Below are 24,579 nucleotides of genomic sequence, written 5' to 3' on the forward strand. Positions count from 1 at the left end.
GATCCCGATGCGTATCCTGCTGCTGTCGCATTCTTTCAACAGCCTGACGCAGCGTCTGCATGTCGAGCTGCGCGAGCGCGGCCATGAGGTCTCGGTCGAGCTCGACATCCACGCCGACGTCACCCGGGAAAGCGTGGCGCTGTACCAGCCGGACCTGGTGATCGCGCCGTTCCTCAAGCGGGCGATTCCCGAAGATGTCTGGCGCAGCGTGCGTTGCCTGATCGTGCATCCCGGCCCGCCCGGCGACCGCGGTCCGGCCGCGCTCGACTGGGCCATTCTCGAAGGCGCGACCGCGTGGGGCGTCACCGTGCTGCAGGCGGACGGCGAGTTCGATGCCGGTCCGGTCTGGGCGTTCCGCACGTTCCCAATGCGGCGCGCCGCGAAATCCAGCATCTACCGCAACGAGGTGACCCAATGCGCGGTCGAAGCGGTGCTGGAGGCGCTCGACGCGATCGCAGCGGGCCGGCCGACGCCGCAGCCGATGGCTGCCAACGACGCGCGCATTCGCGTGCGCGGTCCCTGCCGTCACTCGGACCGGGCGATCGACTGGCAGCACGACACGACCGAGACCGTGCTGCGCAAGATCAACAGCGCCGACGGCATGCCCGGCCTGGTCGACAGCCTATTCTTCCAGGACGTGCGGCTGTTCGACGTCCATGAAGCGCGGGATATCTCCGGCATTCCCGGCACGGTCGTGGCGCAATGCGACGGCGCCTTGGCCCGTGCGACGGTTGACGGGGCAGTCTGGATCGGCCATGTGCGGCAGCTTGCGCCGAAGAGCCTGAAGCGGTCCGCGGCAAAGGTTTTTGCCGCGCAGGCAGCCTGCCTGCCGCGGCGGCCGGATTGCGGCTATGCTCCGATTCAGTATCGCGAGCACGGTGAGGTCGGCGAGTTGCAGTTCGCCTTCTACAACGGCGCGATGTCGACGGATGATTGTGCCGCGCTGCGCGATGCCTATCGCGCCGCGCTGGCGCGTCCGACCAGGGTGCTGCTCCTGACCGGCGGTTTCGACTATTGGTCGAACGGCATTCATCTGGCCGAGATCGAGGCCGCCGACAGCGCCGCAGATGAATCGTGGCGCAACATCAACGCCATCGACGATCTGGCGCGCGCGATCATCGAGACCACGGACCGGCTGGTGATTTCGGTTATTCGCGGCAATGCGGGCGCGGGAGGCGTGTTCCTGAGCCTGGCGGCCGACGAGGTCTGGGCCAGCGACCAGATCGTGCTCAATCCGCATTACAAGGACATGGGCAATCTGTTCGGCTCCGAATACTGGACCTATCTGTTGCCGCGCCGCGCGGGCGCCGGGAATGCGACCCGGATTACGCAGTGCCGGCTGCCGATGGGCGTCGCCGAGGCGCAGCGCCTCGGGATCGTCGACCGTGTGCTAGCACGCGACGAGCTGGCACGCGAAAGCCTCATCAAGCTGGCAGCTGCTACAGGCGCGGATCCAGGCTTGGCTGCGCGCCTCGCCGAGAAGCAAAGGCGCCGCGCGACGGACGAGGCCGAAAAGCCGCTGCAGGCCTATCGTGACGAGGAGCTGCGGCGGATGAGGCTCAATTTCTACGGCTTCGATCCGAGCTACCACGTCGCGCGCTACAACTTCATCCACAAGGTGCCGAAGTCGCGCACGCCGCTGACCATCGCCCATCACCGGGCGCGGCGTACGACCGAGCGGCAGAGACCCGTGGCGGTGCCCTCATGAGCGTTCTGGGAACCATTCTCGTCGTCGACGACGAAGTCCGTTCGCAGGAAGCGCTGCGCCGCGTTCTCAGGGAGGATTTCGAGGTGCTGTGCGCCGGCAATGCCGCCGATGCGGAGAAGCTGCTGGAAGGCGAGATCGTCCACGCCATCCTCTGCGACCAGCGCATGCCGCATGAATCGGGCGTGAGCTTCCTGAAGCGCGTGCGCGAGCTGTGGCCCGATCCGGTGCGGATGATCATCTCCGGCTATTCCGATTCGGAAGATATCATTGCCGGCCTCAACGAGGCCGGCATCTATCAATACATCACCAAGCCCTGGCAGCCGGAGCGGCTGGTCGACATCGTCAAGGAGGCGGTGCAGCTCTATCGCCTGCAGAAGGAGACGGAAACCGCCGGTGTCGACGTCAAGGCGACGCCGGGGCATATCAAGAAGGTCGTCTCGGTCAAGCGCGGGGTTGCCAAGCAGCTCTATGATTTCGACCGCATCGTGCATTCGCCGGAAAGTCCCATGCACAAGGTGATCGAGCTCGGCAGGCGCGCCGCAGATTACGACATCTCCGTGCTGATCACCGGCGAGTCCGGGACCGGCAAGGAGCTGCTTGCGCGCGCGATTCACTATGGCTCGGCGCGCGCCAACAAGGCGTTCGTGGTCGAGAATTGCGGCGCCTTACCGGACGAGCTGCTCGAAAGCGAGTTGTTCGGCTGCAAGAAGGGCGCCTTCACCGGCGCCTATCAGGACCGGATCGGCCTGTTCGAGGTCGCCGACGGCGGCACCATCTTCCTCGACGAGATCGGCGAGACTTCGCCGGCATTCCAGGTCAAGCTGTTGCGCGTCCTGCAGGAGAGCGAGATCAGGCCGCTCGGCGCGCAGCGGGTGCGCAAGGTCGACGTCCGTGTCGTGGCGGCGACCAACCGGGATCTCGAGGCCGAGGTCGAGGCAGGCCGCTTCCGGCGCGATCTCTATTATCGCCTGGCGGCGTTTCCCGTCCACATGCCGGCCTTGCGCGAGCGCCCGATGGATGTCTCGTTGATCGCCGAAGGGGTGTTGTCGTCGGTAAAGACCTCCTTCAACCGGCCGGGCCTGCGCTTTGCCGCCTCCGCGCTCGAGGCGTTCGCCAGGTACCATTGGCCCGGCAATGTCCGCGAGCTGCAGAACGAGATCCAGCGCATGGTAGTGCTGGCGGACGCGGATGAATTGCAGGCCCCGCCGCTGCTCGGCCGGCGCAACGGCAAGCCGCCGGCGGCGGCGGTCCAGGGCAAATTGAACGGCTCGGCGACCCTCAAGGACAAGGTGGAAGATCTGGAGAAGGCGGTTATCATCAGCACCCTGGAGCGGTACGAAGGCAATATCAGCCGGGTCGCCAACGAGCTCGGGTTGTCGCGCGTCGGACTCAGGAACAAGCTGTCCCGGTATGATTTGAGGAAGAATGCCTGAGGTGACGCATCCTCCCGAAGCCGGCGAGCCCGAAACGCTGCTCAAGCTGATCGCCAAGCGTGGCGCGATGGAGCTCGATCAGGAGCGTGAGGGTGCCTGGATCGAGGTCATCCGCAAGATGGACGAGGTCTATTCCGACCTCCTCCGCTACGAGGTCGACCTCGAGCACAAGAATGCGGAGCTGGAGGAGGCGCAGGCCTTCGTCACCAACGTCATTGAATCCGTCTCCGACATCCTCATCGTCTGCGATGCGAAAGGGCTGGTGCAGCAGGTCAATTCCGCCTTCCAGCACACGCTCGGCTGCAACGTCGCGGATATCGTCGGCAGGAACATCGCCGATGTGATCGATATCCAGGACAAAGACAAGCTGATCCCGCTGTTGAAGCCGCGCAGCGCCTCCGATGTCGTCGACGGCGAGCTGCGGTTTTCGGGCGAGGGCGGCAGCTCGGATCTGTTCGCCATCAACGCCTCGCCCCGCCACGATCATCGCGGACGTTTCATCGGCGTGGTGCTGACCGGCCGCCCGATCGGGGAGCTTCGCCGCGCCTATGAGGAGCTGCACAAGGCCCATCACGAGTTGCAGCGTGCCCAGCGGCAATTGGTCGAGCAGGAGAAGATGGCCAGCCTCGGCCGTCTCGTTGCGGGCGTCGCGCACGAGCTGAACAATCCCATCAGCTTCGTCTATGGCAACGTCCATACCCTGATGCGCTATCGCACCGCCATCGCCGCCTATCTCGATGCGGTCCACGGCGAGGCCGGTGAGGATGACCTCGCGGCCAGGCGGCGCAGCCTGCGCATCGACGAGATCCTGGAGGATTTCGGTCCGCTGATCGAGGGCACGCTCGAAGGCGCGGTCCGCATCAGCGAAATCGTGAAGAATCTGCGCCGGCTGTCCTTCAGCAAGCTCGGCGAGGTCGAGCGCGTCAACATCGAGCGGCTCATCAACACCGCGGTGCTGTGGGCCGTGCGCACCAAGCAGGTGCGCATCGACTTGCAGTTGGAGATCGAGCCGGAGCTCTGGGTCTGCGGCAACGAGGGGCAATTGCACCAGGTGATCGTCAATCTCGTGGAGAATGCGATCGACGCCATGCGCGGCACGGACGCGCCGCGGCTGGTGGTCTCGGCGGTGCGCAAGGGCAACGAGATCCTGATCCGGATCTCCGACAACGGACCGGGAATCGACAAGGATCACATCAGCCACATCTTCGAGCCGTTCTTCACGACCAAGCGGGTCGGCGAGGGCACCGGACTCGGCCTCTGGATTAGCTACGGCATCGTGCGCGAGCACGGCGGCGAGCTGGTCGCAGGCTACGGGCCGGAAGGCGGCGCGACCTTCTCGTTCGCCCTGCCGGCGGCCTAGGCGCGAGCTACGGGATCGCGCCTGTGTCGCCCCGCTGTCAACCTGTGCCGCCAAAAATATCCCACTTTACCGAAATTCGGTTTTGGCGTATGTGTCTGCCATCCCGGCTCAACCAGGAGGGGCGATCTCGAGGTCGTCTTGATCGCGAGCCGGGCTTGCGGTGGACGCGGCAGCGTCGGTACGAGATGGGGACGGGCAGGGCGGGTAGTCCCTGTGAGCCCGACACCCACGTGCAGACGAGCGGCGCTGTTCAGTTCGTCGCGCCGACATTCGATGGCTAAGTGCACGATGCTGTCGACCCTGTGGCGCTCACGAATGCGCGTACGGCAAAACCGTGTGGTCCTGGCCGTCGTTGCTACGGTCAAGCCTATCGCGGAGGTGCGAGCGAGCCCAACCGGGCAGACTGCATTATCCAATCCGCGGGGCGAGGGAGGCCAGAAGGAAAGTTCGGCTCCCGGGAGAGCACGGCATAAGCCGTCCGACCATCGCGCAGGGAAGGCCGAGTGATCGGCACCACCTGTATGCTGCTGTGCGGTTCTTCTGCGTGTGCATTTTGCGCAGCGGACCGCGGGTGCGTTGTCAGCACCCGGCCTTCCCTGTGCCCTCCTGGATTTGAGGGCGGAGCGACGAAGCAAAACTCGGGCGAATTGCGCCGCGAGAGTGAGAAGGCGTGTCTGTGAGTCAAAAGTGCTTGCGACAAACTCGATTTCGTTGGGTGGGCAAAGCGCAGCGTGCCCACGCGTCTACCGCCGCATCGGACAGATCGTGGGCACGGCGCAAGGGCGCCTTTGCCCACCCTACGGCCTCGCAATGACGTCGTTAGGAAACCGTGCGCCACTCGGCACTCGTGCCCCGGACGCAGCGCAGCGCTTCCCCGGCGATGCGAAGCATCGTCCGGTGCGGTGCGCTGCAGAGCCGGGGCCCATGTCGTGGCATTGGACCGTGTCGCCCTGGGTCCCGGCTCTGCGCCGCAACGCTCGCGCGTTGCGCGCTTGTCCGGGACACGGTGGTTTTGCAATGACGCGGAGAGGAGGCGGCGTCGACGCCGCGAGCATCAACCCACACCCTTGCGATGATTCAGGTATCGAAGCGCGAGCTTGATGAAGTTGTGCACCACCATCGATGTTTCGTCCGCTCTGAAGACCAGAAACACATCGGCCGTGGGCGGCGAGGGCCGGATCGGACGGAAGACGATGTCGGCGGTGGTGAAGCGCGCAATCGACTGCGGCACGAGCGCGACGCCGAAATCCGCGGCGATCAGGCTCGGGATCGACTGGGCGTCGACGACCTGCTGCGACACCTTTGGCAGGAAGCCGGCATCGACACAGCAGGTCTGCACGTACCGTGCGAAATCGGAGCTATCGGGATCGAGGACGACATGATGCTCGGACGCGAGCTCACCGAGCGCGATGCGCTTGCGGCGCGCCAGCCGATGGGTGCGGGGCATTGCGATGACGACCTCCTCCCGCCACGCCAGCTTGCTGGAGAGGTCGCGCTCAGCGGGAATGCCGCGAATGAGACAGATGTTGGTGGTGCGGCTGAGCAGCGCCGCGATCTGCAGTGCCGGCGCCTGCTCATGCAGCGTCATCCTGACCTGCGGAGCGACCTTGCGGTAGGCCGCGAGCAGCTCCGCGAGACGGCCGCGCAGGATCGAGCCGGTCGCTCCGACATCCAGCGTTCCGATCAGACCGGCTCCGATCGACCGCGCCTCGTCTTCCGCGGCTTTGACCTGTTGCAGGATGGTGCGCCCCCGCACCAGCATGGCCTCACCCGCCTGCGTCAACTCGACCCTGCGGCTGGTCCTGTAGAGCAGCGGGGTCGCGAGCTCTGCCTCGAGGGCCTGGATGTGCTGGCTGAGCGGCGGCTGCGAGAGGTTCAGCCGCCGGGCGGCGCGGGTGAAGCTGCGCTCCTCGGCAACCGCGATGAAGTACCGGAGCTGGCGGAGATCCATAGCGAAAACCTATCAATCGTGTCATTCTATATATTGGACTTGACGTCGCACCCGGTCAACGAATGACCGGTGGAGCCTTCTGAGTGTCCCGTCGCGGGCCTGCAGACCCTTTGAATTGCGGAGTGCTTGAGGTTGGCCATGGTGACGCTCTCGATCGAGCCTTTGACGAAGCAGGCGTTCGCTCCATTCGGAGACGTCGTCGAAACGGAAGGCAGGACCCCGCTATCGATCAACCAGGGTTACGCTCAGCGCTTCAACGGGCTTGCCGATATCGACGTTGCCGCGGAAGGCGGAGAAGTCAACATCAGCTGGTTCGTCGCCTCGGTGCGGCCCGCGCCGATCGCGATCCGCCTGATGGAGCGCCATCCGCTCGGGAGCCAGCTATTCATGCCCCTAAACGGCGCGGATTGGCTTGTCGTCGTTTGCACGGACCCCAGCGTCTCGTCCAGCTACCGGGCGTTCGCGGCAAGGGGCCACCAGGGCGTGAATTATGCTAGGAACTGCTGGCACCACCCGCTCCTGGTTCTCGAGGACGCAAGCGCGTTCCTCGTTGTCGACCGCAAGGGAGATGGCGCCAATCTCGAAGAACATTGGCTGAGCGAGCCGCTACAGCTCGGCGTCCAGTCGGCTGCAAGCTGATACATTCCAATCGGTAACCTTCACGAGGCTTGATGATGTCATCGCGCACCTATCACGTACCGCAGGGCGGCCTTCCGTCCCAGACGGACCTGCTGAGCGGCCGCGCGGTCTTCACGAACGCATACGCCGTCATCCCCAGCGGCGTGCAACGCGATATCGTCGTCAGCCATCTGCCGCACTGGGACAACACGCGGCTCTGGGTGTTGGCGCGACCGCTGTCCGGCTTCGCCGAGACGTTCTCCCATTACCTCATGGAGATCGCGCCGGCCGGCGGAAGCGACATGCCCGAGCCGGACAAGGATGCCGAAGGGGCGCTGTTCGTCGCAGGCGGGACGTTGATGCTCAACTTGGCAGAAGGTGAACGTGAGCTGAGGCCTGGCAGCTTCGCCTATCTGCCGCCCGGCTGCGCCTGGAGCGTTCGCAACCGCGGTCCCAGCCCTGCACAGGTGCACTGGATCCGCAAGCTGTACCAGCGCGTGCCGGGCTTGGCCGAGCCCGAGGCAATCGTGACCAACGAAGAGTCCATCGAACCGGTCGCGATGCCGGGCACGGAGGGAAGGTGGGCCACCACCCGCTTCATCGATCCGGCCGATATGCGCCATGACATGCACATCAACATCGTGACGTTCGAGCCGGGGGCGACGATCCCCTTTGCCGAGACGCATGTCATGGAGCACGGGCTGTACGTGCTCGAGGGCAAGGCGGTCTACCGTCTCAATCAGGACTGGGTGGAGGTCGAGGCCGGCGACTACATGTGGCTGCGCGCCTTCTGCCCGCAGGCGTGCTACGCCGGAGGCCCGGGCCGGTTTCGCTATCTGCTCTACAAGGACGTCAACCGGCACATGAATCTGCGGCAGGGCCCGCCGCTGCTCTAGCCCCGGCGGTGGTCCGCGCGCGCCGCTGCGATCTAGTCGATCGCGGTGCGCGAGCGGCGGGAGCTGCTCTGAAGCTCGGGATAGCCGGTCAGCATCAGCTTGTCGGCGCGGACGCCCCAGCTCTCCAGGCGGTCGAGGAAGCTCATGCCGAGCAGGTTGGTCTTCATCTGCCCGCGCTGGACGACGAGGGCCGGCACCGACTTCTCGACGAGATGGCCGACGGAGAGACGGTCGAGCGTGAGCCGGGCCGCCTTGGTGTGACCGTTCGCGGTCTCGAGTTCGACATCGTATTCGAGCATCTCGAGCGGCAGCCCGATGGCTTTCGCGGTTTCCCAGGTCAGCACCACCGAGGTCGCACCGGTATCGATCACCATCGGCGCTGCGACACCGTTGATCTTCGCACGCAGCGCAAATTCGCCGCCCTGGCCGCGCGGGATCTGCACGGCGGGGGCGGGCGCCACCGTCTGCGCGCGAAAGATGTGCGAGACCTTGTGACCGGCGCGCGCGATCTGCTTCGGATCGCCATAGGCGACAACCGCGCCGGCCGTGCCGGCGAGCATGACGAGGACGAGCAGGAAGCGGATCATCGCGCGCCTCCGCGGGCGCGCAGGCCAGTCAGGCCCGCTTCGGCGATGCCGCGATCGGCGCAAGCCCGGCTTCCGTCATGCGTTCCGGCAACAGGGCCATGACGGCGCGCCGTTCCGCGCTGTCCATGGCGTGCCAGCGCGCGATCTCGGGCAAGGTCCGGCCGCAGCCGAAGCACAGCTTGGTCCTGGGATCGATCATGCAGACGGCGATGCACGGCGTTTCTTGGCTCATTCGGACATAGTGGGGGATTGTCGGGCATGTCTGCAAGCATCTGGTTAGGAGCCTGTGCCGGCGCTCATGATCGGCTTGTGGCGCGGCCGGCGCTTCTCGTCGGGCAGTGCGGAACCCTCCGGCTGGAGCGGTGGAGAATCGTCCGACAGCGGCGCAAGCGCGCTCATCACCCGCTCCGGCGGGAAGGTGACGATCACCTCGGTGCCGATGCGCAGCTTCGATTTCAGCGTGAACGTGCCACCGTGCAGGTCGATCAGATTCTTGGCGATCGGCAGGCCGAGGCCGGCGCCCTGTTCGGCCGATTTGATCGAGTTGGAGCCCTGGCCGAACGAGGCGAGCACGACCGGGATCTCGTCCTCGGGGATGCCGGAGCCGGTATCCCTCACCGAGAGATACTGTCCGCCCGAAGCGGTCCAGCCGGCCTTGAGCCAGATCTCGCCGCCCTGCGGCGTGAACTTGATCGAGTTGGAGATCAGGTTGAGCACGACCTGGCGGATCGCGCGCTCGTCGGCCCAGAGCCGTGGCATGGACTGTTCGAACACCTCGTGGATGGTGATGCCCCGGCTCGAGGCGCGCAGCTTCATCAGATGGTGGCAGTCGGCGACGATGCCGACCAGCGACACCGCCTCCTCGTTGAGCTCGTAGCGGCCGGCCTCGATCCGCGACAAATCGAGGATCTCGTTGATGAGGTTGAGCAGATGGACGCCGGAATTATGGATGTCGGCCGAATATTCCTTGTAGACCGGCACCGCATGGGCGCCGAAGATCTCGCTCTTCATCACCTCGGAGAAACCGAGGATGGCGTTCAGCGGCGTGCGCAGCTCGTGGCTCATCTGCGCCAGGAAGCGCGACTTGGCGACGTTGGCGGATTCGGCGCGGTGGCGCGCTTCGTCCGAGATCGCCTTGGCCTGTTCGAGCTCGCCGATCAGCGCGTCTTTCTCGGCGCGCGCCTCCAGCGCCGCGAAGGTCGAGGAGTGCAGGCGATGCGCCAGCAGCACGAAATAGCCCTCGGCCGCGAGCGAGAGCGCGGCCAGGATGTAATTGTCCAGCGAGCCGGTGAACGCAAAGCTCAGCGCCATGGCGACCGCGACCGGCGCGGTGGCGGCAAGGGCTGCGATCGGCAGATTCGCGGCGACCATGCTCGATACCGCGATCACCAGCAGCATCAGGAACATCATCAGCGTTTCCGTGACCATGTCGAGCACGGGATGGATCAGGATCGCCATCCAGCACAGGCCATAGAGCAGGTCGAGCACGACGAAGCGCGTACGCCATGCGCGCGTCGCCGCGGGCGAGGCGGGCTCGGTCAGGAAGCGCCGGCAGCTGCGGATCATCGCCGCGTGAATGCAGAGCATGCCGACGGTCCAGGCGGCGGCGGGGATCGGCTGCATCCACAGCCCGAACAGCAACCCGGTCGCCACCACCAGCAGCATCACGACATAGGAGGCCGACAGCCGGGTCTGGGCGTATTGCCGCAGCATCTCGGCGTCGAAGGCCGGCCGGGTTCCGCTGGTCGACGTTAACTTGTCGCGCGCCTCGCGCACCCGCTGCGCCGCAGCCCGTCGGCTGCTCGCCGATGGAGCGCTCACCGGCTCGGCCGGAAGCTGCACAACCTCGGGCTTTTCAGCGGGGTTACTCATCAAGCAACAACGATTCCTGCCCACGCCGGACGCGGGCCTTCTGCATTGTCTATCTCTGGCAAGAAATCCTTAAGAGGTGACTTAAGGAGCTAAAGAATTACGTTAACGTTGCGTTAATCCAAGGCCCGGTTCGACCTCCGCTCGCGGAACCCACAGGCCTTCACCTGAAGAAAACGAGCGTGACCAACGCGAACACCGGCAGCAGCAGGACGGAGGTCCAAGCCATGTACCCGAAGAAGCCCGGCATGGCGACGCCGCTTCCTCGCGCGATCGCGTACACCATGAAGTTGGGCGCGTTGCCGATGTAGGAGTTCGCGCCCATGAACACCGCACCTGCCGAGACCGCGGCAAGGGTCACCGCGCCATTCGTCATCAGATGCTTGGCGTCGCCTCCAGCGAGCTCGAAGAAGACGAGATAGGTCGGCGCATTGTCGAGAAAGGACGAGAGCAAGCCGGTCAGCCAGAAATAGGCGGCATTGTTCGGCGTGCCGTCGGCATTGGTGACCATGTTCACGACGGCGGCAAATGCGCCGGACTTGCCGGCGTTGAGGATCGCAAGCACGGGAATGATGGTGATGAAGATGGCGGCGAACAGCTTTGCCACTTCGATCATGGGCCCCCACGAAAAGCCGTTCGCGTCGTGGTCCTCCTTCGAGGTGACGGCGAGCGATGCGAACACGACGCCGATCATCACGGCATCGCGCAAGAGATTCTGCAGCTGAAGGTGCGTGCCGAGAACCTCGAATCCGCCGAGATCGAGCTTGGCACTCAAGAGGATCGCAGCGATGATGACGCCCATCAGAGCGAAGTTGAGGCCTCCGCTGACCCGCAAGGGATTGTCCGGCGTCGGGTCCGGTTTGACGCGGCCTTCCTTGCGATACAGATAAGCGTCGATGCAAAAGAACAGGACGAGCAGAATCCAGGCGGCGAACGTCGTCGGGGGGAACAGGTGCGTCGTCGTCCAGAAGAAGTCCACGCCGCGCAGGAATCCCAGAAACAGCGGCGGATCTCCCAGGGGCGAAAGCGAGCCGCCGATGTTCGACACCAGGAAGATGAAGAAGATGACGACGTGCGCGTTGTGCCGCCGGTCGTCATTGGCGCGGATCACCGGCCGGATCATGACCATCGAAGCGCCGGTCGTGCCGATGACGCTCGCGATCAGGGTGCCTAGCGCGAGCAGCAGGGTGTTCAGCACCGGCGAGCCGTGAAGATTGCCGCGCACCACGATTCCGCCGGCCACCGTGAACAACGCAAGGAGCAGCAGAATGAAGGGGATGTATTCGAGCAGCGCGGTATGAACGAGAGCCTGGATGGTCGGCAGCGGGCCGTGCCAGATGACAAGCGGCAGCACGATCAGGGCACCCCACATCGCGGCAATCTTGCCCTGGTGGTGCTCCCAGAAGTGAGGCGCTGCGAGCGGAAAGATCGCAATCGACAGCAGCATGCCGGCGAAGGGAAGCGCCCATTGCGGGCCGATGCTGGCGCCATCGAGCGATGCGGCGAGCGCCTGCGAAGGTGATGCAGCCAGGATCAGGAGCGCGACCGGGAGCAGGCGCACAACAACAAGGATGGCGGCGATCACGCTAGGCAAGGCTCCCCCCGAAGGCTATTTTTCTTTCCGTTCGACCGCTTGGCCGAAGCTTCGTCGCGGCCGAGGTCGCGACCCTCGGATGCTGCACGCCCCCGAACGGCGCCGCAACAGCTCCTCAGCGCTGCAGGCGCGCGAGCAGGCTCGACGTATCCCAGCGCTTGCCGCCCATCTTCTCGACCTCGGAATAGAACTGATCGACCAGCGCTGTGACAGGCAGGTTGGCGCCGTTGCGGCGGGCTTCGGCGATCGCGATCGAGAGGTCCTTGCGCATCCATTCGACCGCAAAGCCGAAATCGTACTTGTCCTCGTTCATGGTCTTATAGCGATTTTCCATCTGCCAGGACTGCGCAGCCCCTTTCGAGATGGTCTCGATCACCGCGGCTACGTCGAGGCCGCTTTTCTTGGCGAAATGGATGCCCTCGGAGAGACCCTGCACCAGACCGGCGATGCAGATCTGGTTGACCATCTTGGTCAGCTGGCCGCTGCCGGCGGGCCCGAGCAGTTTGCACATCCGCGCATAGGCGCCCGTGATGATCGGCTCGGCGCCGGCATAGGCATCCTGCGCGCCGCCGCACATCACCGTCAGCACGCCGTTCTCGGCGCCGGCCTGGCCGCCGGAGACCGGCGCGTCGACGAATTTGAAGCCGGCCTTGCCGGCGGCTGCGTCCAGCTCGCGCGCGACCTCGGCGGAGGCGGTGGTGTGATCGACGAAGGTCGCCCCCTTCTTCATCCCGGCGAAGGCGCCGTCGGCCCCGATCGTGACCGCGCGCAGATCGTTGTCGTTGCCGACGCAGCACATCACGAAATCCTGACCTTCGGCGGCCGCCTTCGGGGTCGCCGCGGTCTTGCCGCCGAACCTGTCCGCCCATTCCTTCGCCTTGGCCGCGGTGCGGTTGTAGACGGTGACCTCATGGCCCCCTTTTTTCACGAGGTGTCCGGCCATCGGGAAGCCCATGACGCCGAGACCGAGGAAAGCGACTTTAGCCATGTGTGGTACCTTGTCCGTAGATTTGAGCTTTACGGTTATAGCAGGGCGAGGGCGCCGGGCGGCACCCTCGAAGTTCCGCTGCGAGGGCGGATCGGAGGCGCACCATAAACCGTTAAGCCGGGAGGGCAACGGCTTCGTTTGGCGGCCCCCTGTGCTAGGATGGCAGGACCTAAGGACTTCGAAAAAGGGAGCGAGACATGGCATCGGGCTTGGGCGGTGTGAGCGTTGGCGTCCTCGATCATTTCAACATCCGGACCCGGAATCTGGCCGAGACCGTCCGCTTCTACGAGGACGTGCTGGGGCTGGAAAAAGGCGCCCGTCCGAATTTCGCCTTCCCGGGCGCCTGGATGTACAGCGAGGGCCGGGCGGTGGTGCACCTGGTCGATATTTCCGCGACGGCGGAGCCGCAGAAGCCGGATTCCGGCGTCGTCCATCATGTCGCCTTCATCAGCCGCGGTTTCGACGGCATGAAGCAGCGGCTGGCCTCCAAGGGGATGAAGTTCGACGCCCGCCAGGTGCCCGGCGGCGACCTCTGGCAGATCTTCGTTCACGATCCCAACGGGGTCATGATCGAGCTGAATTACGAGGCCGCCAAGGAGCAGGGGGCGGCGCCCGCCGAGATGGCTGACGATATCGGCAGGCAGTAGCCTTTTGGGCGTTTCCGCTCTAATGGGGCATCCTAAAGTCTCGTGCCTGGCCCTGCCGGAAAGCCGCTTCCCGCTTCACGCTGGTGCGGCCCTCCGGGTCCGGATCAGGCTCCGTCCAGGAGATGCACTTTGAGCGTGACGCAGCAACAGGTTCTCGACAGCCTCGCCAGGATCAAGTCCCCCCGCGGGGTCGCGCTCACCAATGCCAATGTGCTGAGCGCGATCAGCGCGTCCGACGGCAAGGTGTTCTTCTCGATCAATGTCGATGCCGCCGAGGCCAGGGCCTGGGAATCCATCCGGGCCGAGGCCGAGGCCGCCGTGCGCAGCATCCCCGGCGTCACCACCGTCATGGTGGCACTGACCGCCGAGCGCAAGCCGGGCTCCGCACCGCCGCCGCCTCCGCAGCCCAGTCGCGGCGCGCCGGGCGTGCAGCCGGCCCATGCCCACAAGCCGCCGCAGGGAGGCGGCTCGCCCATGGCGCGGCAGTCGGAGATCCCCGGCGTCGCCGCCGTGATCGCGGTCGCCTCCGGCAAGGGCGGCGTCGGCAAGTCGACCACCGCGCTGAACCTGGCGCTCGGCCTGCGCGATCTCGGGCTCAAGGTCGGGCTGCTCGATGCCGACATCTACGGCCCCTCGGTGCCGCGCCTGACGGGCCTGCGCGCCAAGCCGGAGCTGAACGACGAGCGCAAGATGATTCCGCTTCGGCGCTTCGGCCTCGCGATCATGTCGATCGGTTTCCTGGTCGAGGAAGAGACCGCGATGATCTGGCGCGGTCCCATGGTGATGTCGGCGGTGACGCAGATGCTGCGCGACGTCGAATGGGGCAAGCTCGACGTTCTCGTGGTCGACATGCCGCCGGGCACCGGCGATGCCCAGCTCACCCTGGCGCAGAACGTGCCGCTCAAGGGTGCGGTGATCGTCTCGACCCCGCAGGACCTGTCCCTGATCGACGCGCGGCGGGGACTTGCCATGTTCAAGAAGGTCAACGTGCCCGTGCTCGGCATCGTCGAGAACATGAGCTATTTCCAGTGCCCGCATTGCGGCACGCGGTCGGACATTTTCGGCCATGGCGGCGCGCGCCACGAGGCCGAGAAGCTCGAGGTGCCGTTCCTCGGCGAGATCCCGCTGCACATGGCGATTCGCGCGACCTCGGATGCCGGCAACCCCGTCGTCGACAGCGAGCCGGATGGTCCCCATGCGGCGATCTACCGCGCCATAGCAGGGCAGGTCCGGGACCAGCTCAAGGGCGTCATCGCGGCGGCTTGAAGCGGCCGCCGGCGCGCCGCCTCGTCCCCTTGGGAGACATGCGACTTTCGTAGAGCCCCGTCATGCCATTGTCGCGTTCCGCAAACGCGCCTTCCGTGTTAAAGGCCCACCGCAGTCAAGCCCCTTCGGTTCGACGCGGCCCTGTCGCGTCGCCGGAATCAGCGGCGGCACAAGAGAAGTTCAAGGGGAAACGCCCCAGCAAGGAGAGACCTGAAGATGAAGCGTCGTGATTTTCTGAAAGTGTCGGCAGCAGGCGCGGCGGCGACCGCAGTGGCCTCGCCGGCGATCGCGCAGTCCTCGCCCGAGGTGAAGTGGCGCCTGACTTCGAGCTTCCCGAAGTCACTCGATACCATCTATGGCGGTGCCGAGCAGGTGGCGAAGTACGTTGCCGAGATGACCGACAACAAATTCCAGATCCAGGTGTTCGCCGCCGGTGAGCTCGTTCCCGGCCTGCAGGCGCTCGATGCGACCACGAACGGCACGGTCGATATGTGCCACACGGTGTCCTACTACTACGTCGGCAAGGACCCGACCTTCGCGATCTTCGCCTCGGTGCCGTTCGGCCTCAATGCGCGCCAGCAGAATTCCTGGCTGTTCCAGGGCGGCGGCAACGAGCTCGCCAACGAGTTCTTCAAGAAGTCGAACGTGATCGGATTCCCCTGCGGCAACACCGGCACCCAGATGGGCGGCTGGTTCCGCAAGGAGATCAAGACCGTCGCAGACCTCTCCGGCCTCAAGATGCGCATCGGCGGCATCGCCGGCCAGGTGCTCCAGAAGGTCGGCGTGGTGCCGCAGCAGCTCGCCGGCGGCGACATCTATCCGGCGCTGGAGAAAGGCACCATCGACGCCGCCGAGTGGGTCGGCCCCTACGATGACGAGAAGCTCGGCTTCGCCAAGGTCGCCAAGTACTACTACTATCCGGGCTTCTGGGAGGGCGGTCCCACCGTCCACGCCTTCGCCAACCTGGAGAAGTTCAACGCGCTGCCGAAGAACTACCAGGCCATCCTCGCCAACGCGACCACCCATGCCAATACCTGGATGGCGGCACGCTACGACATGCAGAATCCGGCGGCGCTGAAGCGCCTGGTTGCCGGCGGCACCCAGCTTCGTCCCTTCACCAACGAGGTGCTGGAAGCCTGCCTCAAGGCGACCAACGAGCTCTGGGCCGAGGTCTCGGCCAAGAACGCCGACTTCAAGAAGGTGATTGATGCCATGCAGGCCTACCGCTCCGACGAATATCTGTGGTGGCAGGTTGCCGAATATACTTACGACAGCTTCATGATCCGCTCGCGCACGCGCGGCTGATCGCCTAGACCCAAAGTCGCAAGACCGCAGAGCCCGGCCTCCTGGAGGCCGGGCTTTTTCTTTCCCCCGGTGCGATCGGGGGATGGCATTGCGTCCCGGCTTGCGTCATGCTGGCCCCAAGCCTCGGCAAGAAGGCCCACAATCGCAAACCATCAGGGCAGGAAATCATGAAGAGAAGAGACTTCATCAAGGTCACCGGACTTGGCGCGGCCGGCGCCGCCACGCTCGCGGCTCCCGCGATCGCGCAATCGATGCCGGAAATCAAATGGCGCATGCCGACGAGCTGGCCGAAGTCGCTCGACACGCTGTTTGGCGGAGCCGAGATGATGTGCAAGATGGTCGCTGAGGCGACCGACAACAAATTCCAGATCCAGATCTTCGCGGCCGGCGAGATCGTCCCGGGCCTCCAGGTGCTCGACGCCGTGCAGAACGGCACCTGCGAAATCGGTCACACCGCGTCCTACTATTATTTCGGCAAGGATCCGACCTTCACCTTCGGTTCGGCCGTGCCGTTCGGCCCCAACATGCGCATCAACCAGGCCTGGTATATGCTGGGCGGCGGCCGCGACGTGCTCAACGAATTCTACAAGAGCTACAACGTCGTCTCGCTGCTCGCGGGCAACACCGGTTGCCAGATGGGCGGCTGGTTCAGGAAAGAGGTCAATACGCCCGACGACCTCAAGGGCATGAAATTCCGCGTCGGCGGCTTCGCCGGCCGCGTGCTCCAGAAGCTCGGCGTGGTGCCGCAGCAGCTCGCCGGCGGCGACATTTATCCGGCGCTGGAGAAGGGCACGATCGACGCCGCCGAATGGGTCGGCCCCTATGACGACGAGAAGCTCGGCTTCTACAAGATCGCACCGCACTACTACTATCCCGGCTGGTGGGAAGGCGGGCCGATGCTGCTGGCCTTCGTCAACCTCGACAAGTGGAACGCGCTGCCGAAATATTACCAGAGCGTGCTGGAGCAGGCCGGCCACTACGCCAACAACTACATGATGGCGCGCTACGACAATGCCAATCCGCTGGCGCTGAAGAAGCTGCTCGCCGGCGGCACCAAGCTGCACCCGTTCTCGCCGTCGATCATGGACGCCTGCCACAAGGCTGCCAAGGAGCTGCACGCCGAAGTCGCCGCAAGCAACCCGAACTTCAAGAAGGTGCACGACTCGCTCGCCAAGTTCACGAGCGACAGCTACTCCTGGTTCCAGGTCGCCGAGGTCGGCTACGACATCTTCATGGCGCGCCGCTCGCAGAGCTGATTGCGTCATCTCTCGCAGGCAGCGCCCCGGTGTGAAAGCTCCGGGGCGCTGCCATGTTTGGAGGGCCCAGACTTGAAAACTGAAAAACAACCCCATGCACAGTAGCCAAGGGATTGATAAGTCATCGGAAAAAATTGGCGATCCAAGCGGTCTTCGCCGAGGCGGAACGGTGCTGAGCTTCGATCCAGACGACGTTCAGAGAACGCTGTGCAGGGCATGGTCGCTGGCGACGGCGAGGCAATGGACCGCGAGCAATCCGGCGGCGGGACAATGCAACGTCACGGCGCTGCTCGTTCATGAGCTGTTCGGCGGCGACCTCCTGAAGACGCCGCTGCCGGCCGGCGACCATTTTTACAACCGGATCGAAGGTGAGAGGTACGACTTCACGGCAAGCCAGTTCGATCAGCCGATCGCTTATGTGGACTTGGCGGCAAGCCGCGCCGACGCAGAGCGAGGGGCGACGGCGCGCGAAGTGGCTGAGCTCAGGACCGCTTTCCGGCTGCACAGCACGAAGTCAGGCTGAAGCGAAGTAACGCTACGGCCGACGAGACGAACGGCTTTAGCTGGCATTGGGATCACCGAACCATCGCGCCGCGGCCCGAGACGCTTCCTCGTTGTCGGGAGTCAGTTCGCAGGCCCAGGCCACGACGCCGTCGGGGCGCACGAGCAAAGCGGTCAAGCCCAATTCGTCCTTTGCCTCGCTTGCAACATAGCTGATCCGGCCAATCCAGCGGCGCGCAAGCGCTTGAAGCGATGGCCGCGCGCCGAAATCAAGCAGCAATCCTTTCCCTGTTCTCAGGAGCTCGCTCAGTCTTGTCCCATCGCCCAGTTCAAAGTCGGGCGCAATCCGCCCCACCAGCGGATGGCTCCCGCCGAGATCATAGCGGAGGGAAACACCCCACACGCGCTCGGCGAAGTAGGTCGCGCCGTCGCGCGTGTTGACGAGGTCACGGACAACGGCTTCGAGCGCGCGCGAACTCCTGGTGGGGCGCATCAGCCCGACCTGGGCGCGCGACCAGTCGAGGATCTGTGCTCCCACCGGATATCGTTCAGTCGAATAGCTGTCGAGCAGCCCGGCGGGCGCATCGCCGCGAATGGTCGCGGCGAGCTTCCACCCGAGGTTCATGGCATCGCCGAGGCCGAGGTTCAGGCCTTGGCCGCCCAGCGGCGAATGGATGTGCGCGGCATCGCCGGCCAGCAATACGCGGCCGGCGCGATAATCGGTTGCCTGATAGGCGCGGTCGGTCCAGGTGGTGGCGAGCAGCAGGGCAGTTATCGTCAGGTCGACGCCCGAAACCTTGCGCAACACCGCCTCGACATGGTCGCGCTCCAGCTCGCTTCGATGTGCGGCGCCGCCGTCGAAATCGACCATCGCGATCGTCCCTGGCGCCGCATAGGTGTACATCCCAGTAGGTGTGTAATGGCGACCGGGCTCGAGCGAGCCCGGATCGACCAGTTCGACCTGCACGGAATAGCCGGTGAATTCCGGATCGGTGCCGGTGAAGCCGATACCGGCCGCCTTTCGCACGGTGCTGCGGCCGCCGTCGCAACCAACGAGCCAGCGGCCATGAACGGTTTCGCTGGCCGTGTCGACGGTCACGCCGTCCATGGATTGTCTCAGAGCCTCGACGCCGCAGCCGCGCCGGATCTCTGCACCCAGCGCCTCGGCGCGGACCGCAAGGACGGGCTCGATGCTCGCCATTTCGACCGCCATGCTCCCGATCGGGCCGGGCAGGCGGTGTGGCCATTGCGTTGCATCGATCTGATCGTGAAAGAACTGGATGCCGGCGAAATGACCGGCGGGGCGACGCTGCTGCTGCATCCAGTGCGCACCCGCTGGCGTCTCCCGGCTCGCCGCGCCAGCTTTCAGACACTCCAGCAAGCCGCGCCGGTCGAAGCTCTCGATCGTCGGCACCGAGAGACCACGCAAGCCAAACGGCTGGCTCTTGAGCGGCGAGTGCGGGTGTCGCGCCTTTTCCAGGACCAGCACCGAACAGCCGGCGATCCGCAATTCACAAGCCAGAAAAAGGCCGACGGGACCAGCGCCCGCGATGATGACGTCGTAGGGGGGAGTGTCGGGGATCTGCATAAACTGCTCCGTTGTCGATGTTCGACCGGAGCGTTTCCCAGACCTGAGGACCTCACGGACGAACGTCTGACCGCCTGAACAGCGATCGGGTTCGTCGTGGGGATCTCAGGCACGGGGCCAAAGACCAGAGCTTTCGTTACCGAAAGGACTTGGGCTTACCAAGCCAAGTCTGCCTTTTCCGACATGACGAATTTAGCCGTTTGGTCGCGGCCTCGTCAATGGAGCAACAGCCGGCATGAACTTGACAGGGAAGGGCGACCGGCGCCGTGCTTTTTCGCTGGCCGAGGCGGCCGGAATGGTGGAAGAGAGCGAAGATGCCGCGCGAGCCGTGCGGTGACTTGAGTTTTCGGCGGACATGCGATGCGCCTTCTGATCGTCGAGGACAATGCCGAGCTGTCGCGGCTGGTCGCGGGCGGGCTGGCGGCGGCCGGCTACCAGAGCGACATCGTGGGCAGCGCGGCCGAGGCGCGCGAGGCGGTGAGCAGCGTCAGCTATGCCGCGATGATCCTCGACCTCGGGCTGCCCGACGGCGACGGCCTGTCGGTGTTGCGCGAGCTGCGCGCCAGGATGGAGCCGCTCCCCGTGCTGGTGCTGACCGCACGCGGCGGCTTGCAGGACCGCGTCGGCGGCCTGCGCAGCGGCGCCGACGATTATCTCGCAAAACCGTTCGCGATGGAGGAGCTGGTGGCGCGGCTGGAGGCGATCCTGCGCCGGCCCGGCCAGCTGCTTGGCCGTTCGCTCAGTCTCGCCAACCTGGTCTACGACACCGAGAGCCGCCAGATCTTCGTCGACGACCAGCCGCGGATCATCTCCGCGCGCGAGACCTCGGTGCTCGAGATCCTGCTGCGCCGGCAGGGGCGGGTGGTGCCGAAGAAGAACGTCGAGGACCATATCTTCGGGCTGGACGGCGAGGTCGCCTCCAACGCCGTCGAGGTTTATGTCTCGCGGCTGCGCAAGCAGCTCGCTGAACACGGCGCCAAGGTCGTGATCCACACCATCCGCGGCGTCGGCTATCTCATGGACGCGGAGAAATAGCGTGGCCCAGGCAGGGTCCGAGGCCAAGTCCCATGCCAGGTCCCACGCCAGGTCCCATGCGTCCTATGGCGGCTTGCCGACGTTCAAATCGCTGATCTGGCGCATCGTGTTCCTGCACATCCTGGCGGTCGCGGTGGCCGCGATCTTCCTGCCGCTGGTGCTGTTCTGGCTGCTCAATTCCGAGATCGGCCAGTTGCATCGCGATGCCATGCGCGCGCAGGCCGAAGTGCTGGCGGAGCGCATCGTCGCGCAGCCGGGCGGCCTGTTGACGTTCAATCTGCCCGACAGTCTCAAGGGCCTCTATTCGGAAGCGTATGGCCGCTATCAGTACGACATTCGCGATGCCGACGGCCATTTGCTTTTCTCCTCGCACCGGCGCGCCGCCGCCGCCGCACCGCGCGCGTCGGAGAGCATTTCCGGCGCGTCGGTCACCCGGGAGATCGACGGCAAGACAGTGCGGGTCCAGGTCGCCGAGGATCTTGCGCACCGCGACGTCATCATCGACGACATCGTCTCGAATTTCTTCCGGCGCGTCGGTTGGATCACGATTCCGATCCTCCTGGTCCTGCTCGCCACCGACATCATCATCTTCCGCCGTGCGATCGCGCCGCTGTGGAGGGCCTCCGAGAAGGCCGCCAATATCGGACCGGCGCGCACCGACATCCGCCTGCCGACGGAGCAGATCCCGCGCGAGATCCTGCCGCTCGTCACCGCCGTCAACCAGGCGCTCGACCGGCTCGAAGGCGGCTTTCGGGTGCAGCGGCAGTTCACGGCGGACGCCGCGCATCAATTGCGCACGCCGCTCGCGATCCTGCGCACGCGGATCGAGACGCTCGACGATCGCACGGCGCGGCAGGCGCTGCATGCCGACATCGAAACCATGAGCCGCCTCGTTGCCCAGCTGCTGGAGATCGCCGAGCTCGACACCCTGGTGCTGGATCCCGGCGAGACCGCGGATTTGCGCGCCGTCGCCGCCGAGGTGGTCGCCGCGATCGCCCCGTTCGCGATCGCGCAGCACAAGGACATCGCGCTGAAGGGCACCGATGCGCCGGTGCCGATCCACGGTAATGCGGAGATGCTGCAGCGCGCGATCTTCAACCTCGCCGAAAACGCCATCAAGTTCACGGCAAAGGACAGCACCGTCGAAATCGAGGTGGGCGAGGACGGTTCGGTGCGCGTGCGCGATTCCGGTCCGGGGATCGCGGAGGCCGAGCGCGAGCTGATCTTCCAGCGCTTCTGGCGCGCCGACCGCCGCCGCAGCGACGGCGCGGGCCTCGGACTCTCGATCGTGCGCGCGGTGGCGGACGATCACGCCGCTACGGTTGCGGTGGAGAATCTTCCCGGCGGCGGAGCCGAGTTCACGCTACGGTTTCGGCTGGCGGATGCGGCAAGGGCTGTTGAGAACAACTGGCGCGGCAGTGACGTTGCACCCTCTCCCCCTGTGGGAGAGGGTGGCGCGCCGCGTTAGCGGCGAGACGGGTGAGGGGGTCTCTCCGCGAGTCCCACTCTCAATTGACGCGTGGAGAGACCCCCTCATCCGGCGCTTCGCGCCACCTTCTCCCGCAAGGGGAGAAGGAAGAAGGCTCGTCCCGCTACTTCTGCGGCGGACCGAGATCCAGCGGCGGCAGCTCGATCTGCGGCACCTCGATCTTGATGGTGTTGGGATCGATGTTCGTCTGCACACCCTTGTAGTGCATCACCATCGCCGGGAAGGCGATGACCAGACCGACCATGATCAGCTGGATGATCACGAAAGGCACCGCGCCCCAATAGATCTGGCCCGTGGTGACGGGTTCCATCCGCTTGCCGGTGATGCGATCGGTGTAGCGATCCTTCGGTGCGACCGAGCGGAGATAGAACAGCGCGAAGCCAAACGGCGGATGCATGAACGAGGTCTGCATGTTGACGCCGAGAATGACGCCGAACCAGATCAGGTCGATGCCGAGATGCTCGGCGGCAGGCCCGAGCAGCGGGATCACGATGAAGGCCAGCTCGAAGAAGTCGAGGAAGAAGGCCAGCACGAACACGAGGGCGTTGACGAAGATCAGGAAGCCGACCTGCCCTCCGGGCAACGAGGTGAGCAGGTGCTCGACCCAGACGTGCCCGTTGACGCCATAGAAGGTCAGCGAGAAGATGCGGGCACCGACCAGGATGAACACGACGAAAGCCGACAGCTTGGCGGTGGATTCCGTGGCTTGGCGGATGAGGTCCCAGCTGAGCCGGCGCTTCACGGCGCCCAGGATGAGGGCACCGGCCGCGCCCATCGCGCCGCCTTCGGTCGGGGTTGCGATACCGATGAAGATGGTGCCCAGCACGAGGAAGATCAGGAACAGCGGCGGCACCATGACGAAGGTGGTCTGCTGCGCCATCTTGGACAGGAAACGGAAGCCGGTCAGCCTGTCGACGACCCAGTTCACCACGGCGACCGCGAACGCGAAGACGATGCCGTAGAACATGCTGAGCACGACGTAATCGGCGCCATGCGTGCTCGAATTGCGCATCATGAACCATCCGAACACGCAGCTCGCCAGGAACAGCATGCCGAGCGAGACCAGGCCGCGGTCGCCATTGTCTTCGCGGAAACCGATAGCGTCCTTCGGCAGGCCGGGTGCTGCCGCCGGGAAGATCATGCTGACGAGGAAGGCGTAGCCGGCATAGAGGGCCGCGAGCACGAGGCCGGGGATGAAGGCGCCCTCGTACATGTCGCCGACGGACTTGCCGAGCTGGTCGGCCATCACGATCAGAACGAGCGAGGGCGGAATGATCTGGGCGAGCGTGCCGGAGGCAGCGATGACGCCGGCTGCCACGCGGCGGTCATAGCCATAGCGCAGCATGATCGGCAGCGAGATCAGACCCATCGAGATCACGGAAGCCGCCACCACGCCCGTGGTCGCGGCGAGCAGCGCGCCGACGAAGATCACCGCATAGGCGAGGCCGCCGCGGATGGTGCCGAACAATTGGCCGATGGTGTCGAGCAGGTCCTCGGCCATGCCCGACCGCTCCAGCACCAGTCCCATGAAGGTGAAGAACGGAATGGCGAGCAGCGTGTCGTTGTTCATCACGCCGTAGACGCGCTCCGGCAGGGCCTGGAGGAAGTCGGGGTGGAATTGGCCGAGTTCGACGCCGATCACGGCATAGAACAGGCCGACGGCGCCGAGCGAGAATGCCGCGGGATAGCCAAGCAGCAGCATGACGACCAGCGACACGAACATGATGGGCGCCATATTGGCGATGATGAATGCGGTCATGAATTCCCCCTACACCGTCGCCAACGGCTATTTCTTCTCGATCGCTTCGACGAGATGCTCGACTTCCGCCTCCAGCGCCGACACCTGGGATTCATGCGGGTCCGGGATCAATCCGCGCATCACCGCAATCCGCTTGATCAGCTCGGAGATGCCTTGAACGAGCAGGAACGCGAATGCGATCATGATCAGGGATTTGGCAGGCCATTGCGGCAGTCCGCCGGCGTTGCCGGATTGCTCGTTGATCTGGAAGGAGCGCAAGAAGAACGGCACCCCGGTGACGATCATGACGATGCAGATCGGAAACAGGAAGAATACGTGGCCGACGACGTCGATGATGTTGCGGGCCTTCTTCGGCAGCGTGTTGTTCACGATGTCGATGCGGATGTGCTCATTGTCGAGCAGGGTCCAGGGCGCACAGAGCAGGAAGACGATGCTGAACAGCACCCATTGCAGCTCGAGCCACGAATTCGAGGAGGTGTCGAACGTCTTGCGGATGATCGCGTTGACTGACGAGATGATCACGGCGAGCAAAATCAGCCAAGCTACACGCTTGCCCGTCCAGCGCGTGAACGCGTCGATCCTGCTGCTCAGCTTAAGGAGCGCTTGCAACGATAGGTCCTCCCCCGATTGTGCCCCGGCCGTCTTGACTGCGCCGAGATGGCGCGTGGCTTGTCTCGCCGCGCAGGCATGAGGCAGCCGCACCAAACCAGCGGGCGTGCCGCCAGTCAA

The 24,579-nt window shown here is 65.0% G+C and carries 21 protein-coding genes; 12 read left to right on the top strand and 9 right to left on the bottom strand.

Annotated elements, in window-relative coordinates; genetic code table 11:
• The first annotated feature begins 7 nt into the window (after positions 1-7).
• The 3 genes from DCM79_RS30435 to DCM79_RS30445 are packed head-to-tail and all read left to right on the top strand — an operon-like array spanning position 8 to position 4,501.
• Positions 8-1,708, top strand: a complete 1,701-nt coding sequence (locus tag DCM79_RS30435) for a hydrogenase maturation protein (protein WP_257177726.1) — start codon at positions 8-10, stop codon at positions 1,706-1,708.
• Positions 1,705-3,141 (top strand): sigma-54 dependent transcriptional regulator, encoded by a 1,437-nt coding sequence (locus DCM79_RS30440; protein ID WP_257177727.1) that lies wholly within the window; start codon positions 1,705-1,707, stop codon positions 3,139-3,141. The genes DCM79_RS30435 and DCM79_RS30440 overlap by 4 nt, the downstream gene beginning before the upstream one ends.
• Complete coding sequence (locus tag DCM79_RS30445; protein ID WP_257177728.1) at positions 3,134-4,501, top strand: sensor histidine kinase; 1,368 nt, start codon at positions 3,134-3,136, stop codon at positions 4,499-4,501. Before DCM79_RS30440 ends, DCM79_RS30445 begins: the two co-directional genes overlap by 8 nt.
• Before the next feature lie 1,054 nt (positions 4,502-5,555).
• Here the strand turns inward: DCM79_RS30445 and DCM79_RS30450 are convergent.
• A complete protein-coding gene (locus tag DCM79_RS30450; RefSeq protein WP_257177729.1) occupies positions 5,556-6,452 on the bottom strand; it encodes a LysR substrate-binding domain-containing protein in 897 nt (298 codons plus the stop codon).
• Between the two features lie 138 nt (positions 6,453-6,590).
• On the opposite strand from DCM79_RS30450, the gene DCM79_RS30455 reads away from it, so the two are divergent.
• Entirely contained in the window at positions 6,591-7,091 is a 501-nt protein-coding gene (locus tag DCM79_RS30455) for an ureidoglycolate lyase (protein WP_257177730.1), read from the top strand.
• 35 nt (positions 7,092-7,126) lie between these two features.
• Positions 7,127-7,966, top strand: coding sequence for a bifunctional allantoicase/(S)-ureidoglycine aminohydrolase (locus tag DCM79_RS30460; RefSeq protein WP_257180897.1), 840 nt, complete (start codon positions 7,127-7,129; stop codon positions 7,964-7,966).
• A 32-nt stretch (positions 7,967-7,998) separates the two neighbouring features.
• On the opposite strand, the gene DCM79_RS30465 is transcribed toward DCM79_RS30460, so the two are convergent.
• The 5 genes from DCM79_RS30465 to DCM79_RS30485 all read right to left on the bottom strand — a co-directional run bounded on the left by DCM79_RS30465 (position 7,999) and on the right by DCM79_RS30485 (position 13,004).
• Complete coding sequence (locus DCM79_RS30465) at positions 7,999-8,553, bottom strand: TIGR02281 family clan AA aspartic protease (RefSeq protein WP_257177731.1); 555 nt, start codon at positions 8,551-8,553, stop codon at positions 7,999-8,001.
• Positions 8,554-8,581: 28 nt separating this feature from the next.
• Entirely contained in the window at positions 8,582-8,785 is a 204-nt protein-coding gene (locus DCM79_RS30470; RefSeq protein ID WP_257177732.1) for a DUF1289 domain-containing protein, read from the bottom strand.
• A gap of 44 nt (positions 8,786-8,829) precedes the next feature.
• Entirely contained in the window at positions 8,830-10,425 is a 1,596-nt protein-coding gene (locus DCM79_RS30475; protein WP_257177733.1) for a HAMP domain-containing sensor histidine kinase, read from the bottom strand.
• Between the two features lie 160 nt (positions 10,426-10,585).
• Complete coding sequence (locus tag DCM79_RS30480) at positions 10,586-12,007, bottom strand: sodium:proton antiporter (RefSeq protein ID WP_373568067.1); 1,422 nt, start codon at positions 12,005-12,007, stop codon at positions 10,586-10,588.
• Positions 12,008-12,131: 124 nt separating this feature from the next.
• Entirely contained in the window at positions 12,132-13,004 is an 873-nt protein-coding gene (locus tag DCM79_RS30485; RefSeq protein ID WP_257177734.1) for an NAD(P)-dependent oxidoreductase, read from the bottom strand.
• Between the two features lie 197 nt (positions 13,005-13,201).
• Between DCM79_RS30485 and DCM79_RS30490 the strand changes: the two genes are divergently transcribed.
• From DCM79_RS30490 to DCM79_RS30510, 5 genes are all read left to right on the top strand, one after another.
• Complete coding sequence (locus DCM79_RS30490; protein ID WP_257177735.1) at positions 13,202-13,651, top strand: VOC family protein; 450 nt, start codon at positions 13,202-13,204, stop codon at positions 13,649-13,651.
• Between the two features lie 129 nt (positions 13,652-13,780).
• On the top strand, positions 13,781-14,917 hold the full coding sequence (locus tag DCM79_RS30495) for an Mrp/NBP35 family ATP-binding protein (protein WP_257177736.1): 1,137 nt from the start codon (positions 13,781-13,783) through the stop codon (positions 14,915-14,917).
• A gap of 216 nt (positions 14,918-15,133) precedes the next feature.
• On the top strand, positions 15,134-16,222 hold the full coding sequence (locus DCM79_RS30500; protein ID WP_028135634.1) for a TRAP transporter substrate-binding protein: 1,089 nt from the start codon (positions 15,134-15,136) through the stop codon (positions 16,220-16,222).
• 167 nt (positions 16,223-16,389) lie between these two features.
• A complete protein-coding gene (locus DCM79_RS30505; protein WP_257177737.1) occupies positions 16,390-17,478 on the top strand; it encodes a TRAP transporter substrate-binding protein in 1,089 nt (362 codons plus the stop codon).
• Positions 17,479-17,650: 172 nt separating this feature from the next.
• Positions 17,651-18,001 (top strand): hypothetical protein, encoded by a 351-nt coding sequence (locus tag DCM79_RS30510; protein ID WP_257180899.1) that lies wholly within the window; start codon positions 17,651-17,653, stop codon positions 17,999-18,001.
• A 36-nt stretch (positions 18,002-18,037) separates the two neighbouring features.
• Here the strand turns inward: DCM79_RS30510 and DCM79_RS30515 are convergent, their stop codons facing one another.
• Positions 18,038-19,567: an FAD-dependent monooxygenase gene (locus DCM79_RS30515; RefSeq protein WP_257177738.1), complete on the bottom strand. Its 1,530-nt coding sequence runs from the start codon at positions 19,565-19,567 to the stop codon at positions 18,038-18,040.
• A 360-nt stretch (positions 19,568-19,927) separates the two neighbouring features.
• Between DCM79_RS30515 and DCM79_RS30520 the strand changes: the two genes are divergently transcribed.
• Together DCM79_RS30520 and DCM79_RS30525 are read left to right on the top strand one after the other, a co-directional pair.
• Entirely contained in the window at positions 19,928-20,602 is a 675-nt protein-coding gene (locus DCM79_RS30520; RefSeq protein WP_257177739.1) for a response regulator transcription factor, read from the top strand.
• 1 nt (position 20,603) lies between these two features.
• Complete coding sequence (locus DCM79_RS30525; RefSeq protein WP_373568068.1) at positions 20,604-22,070, top strand: sensor histidine kinase; 1,467 nt, start codon at positions 20,604-20,606, stop codon at positions 22,068-22,070.
• 124 nt (positions 22,071-22,194) lie between these two features.
• On the opposite strand, the gene DCM79_RS30530 is transcribed toward DCM79_RS30525, so the two are convergent.
• Both DCM79_RS30530 and DCM79_RS30535 read right to left on the bottom strand, forming a co-directional pair.
• Positions 22,195-23,850 (bottom strand): TRAP transporter large permease subunit, encoded by a 1,656-nt coding sequence (locus tag DCM79_RS30530; RefSeq protein WP_257177740.1) that lies wholly within the window; start codon positions 23,848-23,850, stop codon positions 22,195-22,197.
• A 27-nt stretch (positions 23,851-23,877) separates the two neighbouring features.
• On the bottom strand, positions 23,878-24,459 hold the full coding sequence (locus DCM79_RS30535; RefSeq protein ID WP_257177741.1) for a TRAP transporter small permease subunit: 582 nt from the start codon (positions 24,457-24,459) through the stop codon (positions 23,878-23,880).
• Positions 24,460-24,579 lie beyond the last annotated feature (120 nt).

The sequence above is a fragment of the Bradyrhizobium sp. WBOS07 genome, assembly GCF_024585165.1.
Lineage (GTDB): Bacteria > Pseudomonadota > Alphaproteobacteria > Rhizobiales > Xanthobacteraceae > Bradyrhizobium > Bradyrhizobium japonicum_B.

Bases quoted from the DNA above. Each gene is read 5' to 3' on its own strand.
- DCM79_RS30440 (WP_257177727.1), top strand. From the start codon at position 1,705: ATGAGCGTTCTGGGAACCATTCTCGTCGTCGACGACGAAGTCCGTTCG.
- DCM79_RS30530 (WP_257177740.1), bottom strand. From the start codon at position 23,850: ATGACCGCATTCATCATCGCCAATATGGCGCCCATCATGTTCGTGTCG.
- DCM79_RS30470 (WP_257177732.1), bottom strand. From the start codon at position 8,785: ATGAGCCAAGAAACGCCGTGCATCGCCGTCTGCATGATCGATCCCAGG.
- DCM79_RS30460 (WP_257180897.1), top strand. From the start codon at position 7,127: ATGTCATCGCGCACCTATCACGTACCGCAGGGCGGCCTTCCGTCCCAG.
- DCM79_RS30520 (WP_257177739.1), top strand. From the start codon at position 19,928: ATGCGCCTTCTGATCGTCGAGGACAATGCCGAGCTGTCGCGGCTGGTC.
- DCM79_RS30500 (WP_028135634.1), top strand. From the start codon at position 15,134: ATGAAGCGTCGTGATTTTCTGAAAGTGTCGGCAGCAGGCGCGGCGGCG.
- DCM79_RS30505 (WP_257177737.1), top strand. From the start codon at position 16,390: ATGAAGAGAAGAGACTTCATCAAGGTCACCGGACTTGGCGCGGCCGGC.
- DCM79_RS30465 (WP_257177731.1), bottom strand. From the start codon at position 8,553: ATGATCCGCTTCCTGCTCGTCCTCGTCATGCTCGCCGGCACGGCCGGC.
- DCM79_RS30485 (WP_257177734.1), bottom strand. From the start codon at position 13,004: ATGGCTAAAGTCGCTTTCCTCGGTCTCGGCGTCATGGGCTTCCCGATG.
- DCM79_RS30435 (WP_257177726.1), top strand. From the start codon at position 8: ATGCGTATCCTGCTGCTGTCGCATTCTTTCAACAGCCTGACGCAGCGT.
- DCM79_RS30515 (WP_257177738.1), bottom strand. From the start codon at position 19,567: ATGCAGATCCCCGACACTCCCCCCTACGACGTCATCATCGCGGGCGCT.
- DCM79_RS30450 (WP_257177729.1), bottom strand. From the start codon at position 6,452: ATGGATCTCCGCCAGCTCCGGTACTTCATCGCGGTTGCCGAGGAGCGC.
- DCM79_RS30490 (WP_257177735.1), top strand. From the start codon at position 13,202: ATGGCATCGGGCTTGGGCGGTGTGAGCGTTGGCGTCCTCGATCATTTC.
- DCM79_RS30455 (WP_257177730.1), top strand. From the start codon at position 6,591: ATGGTGACGCTCTCGATCGAGCCTTTGACGAAGCAGGCGTTCGCTCCA.
- DCM79_RS30445 (WP_257177728.1), top strand. From the start codon at position 3,134: ATGCCTGAGGTGACGCATCCTCCCGAAGCCGGCGAGCCCGAAACGCTG.
- DCM79_RS30475 (WP_257177733.1), bottom strand. From the start codon at position 10,425: ATGAGTAACCCCGCTGAAAAGCCCGAGGTTGTGCAGCTTCCGGCCGAG.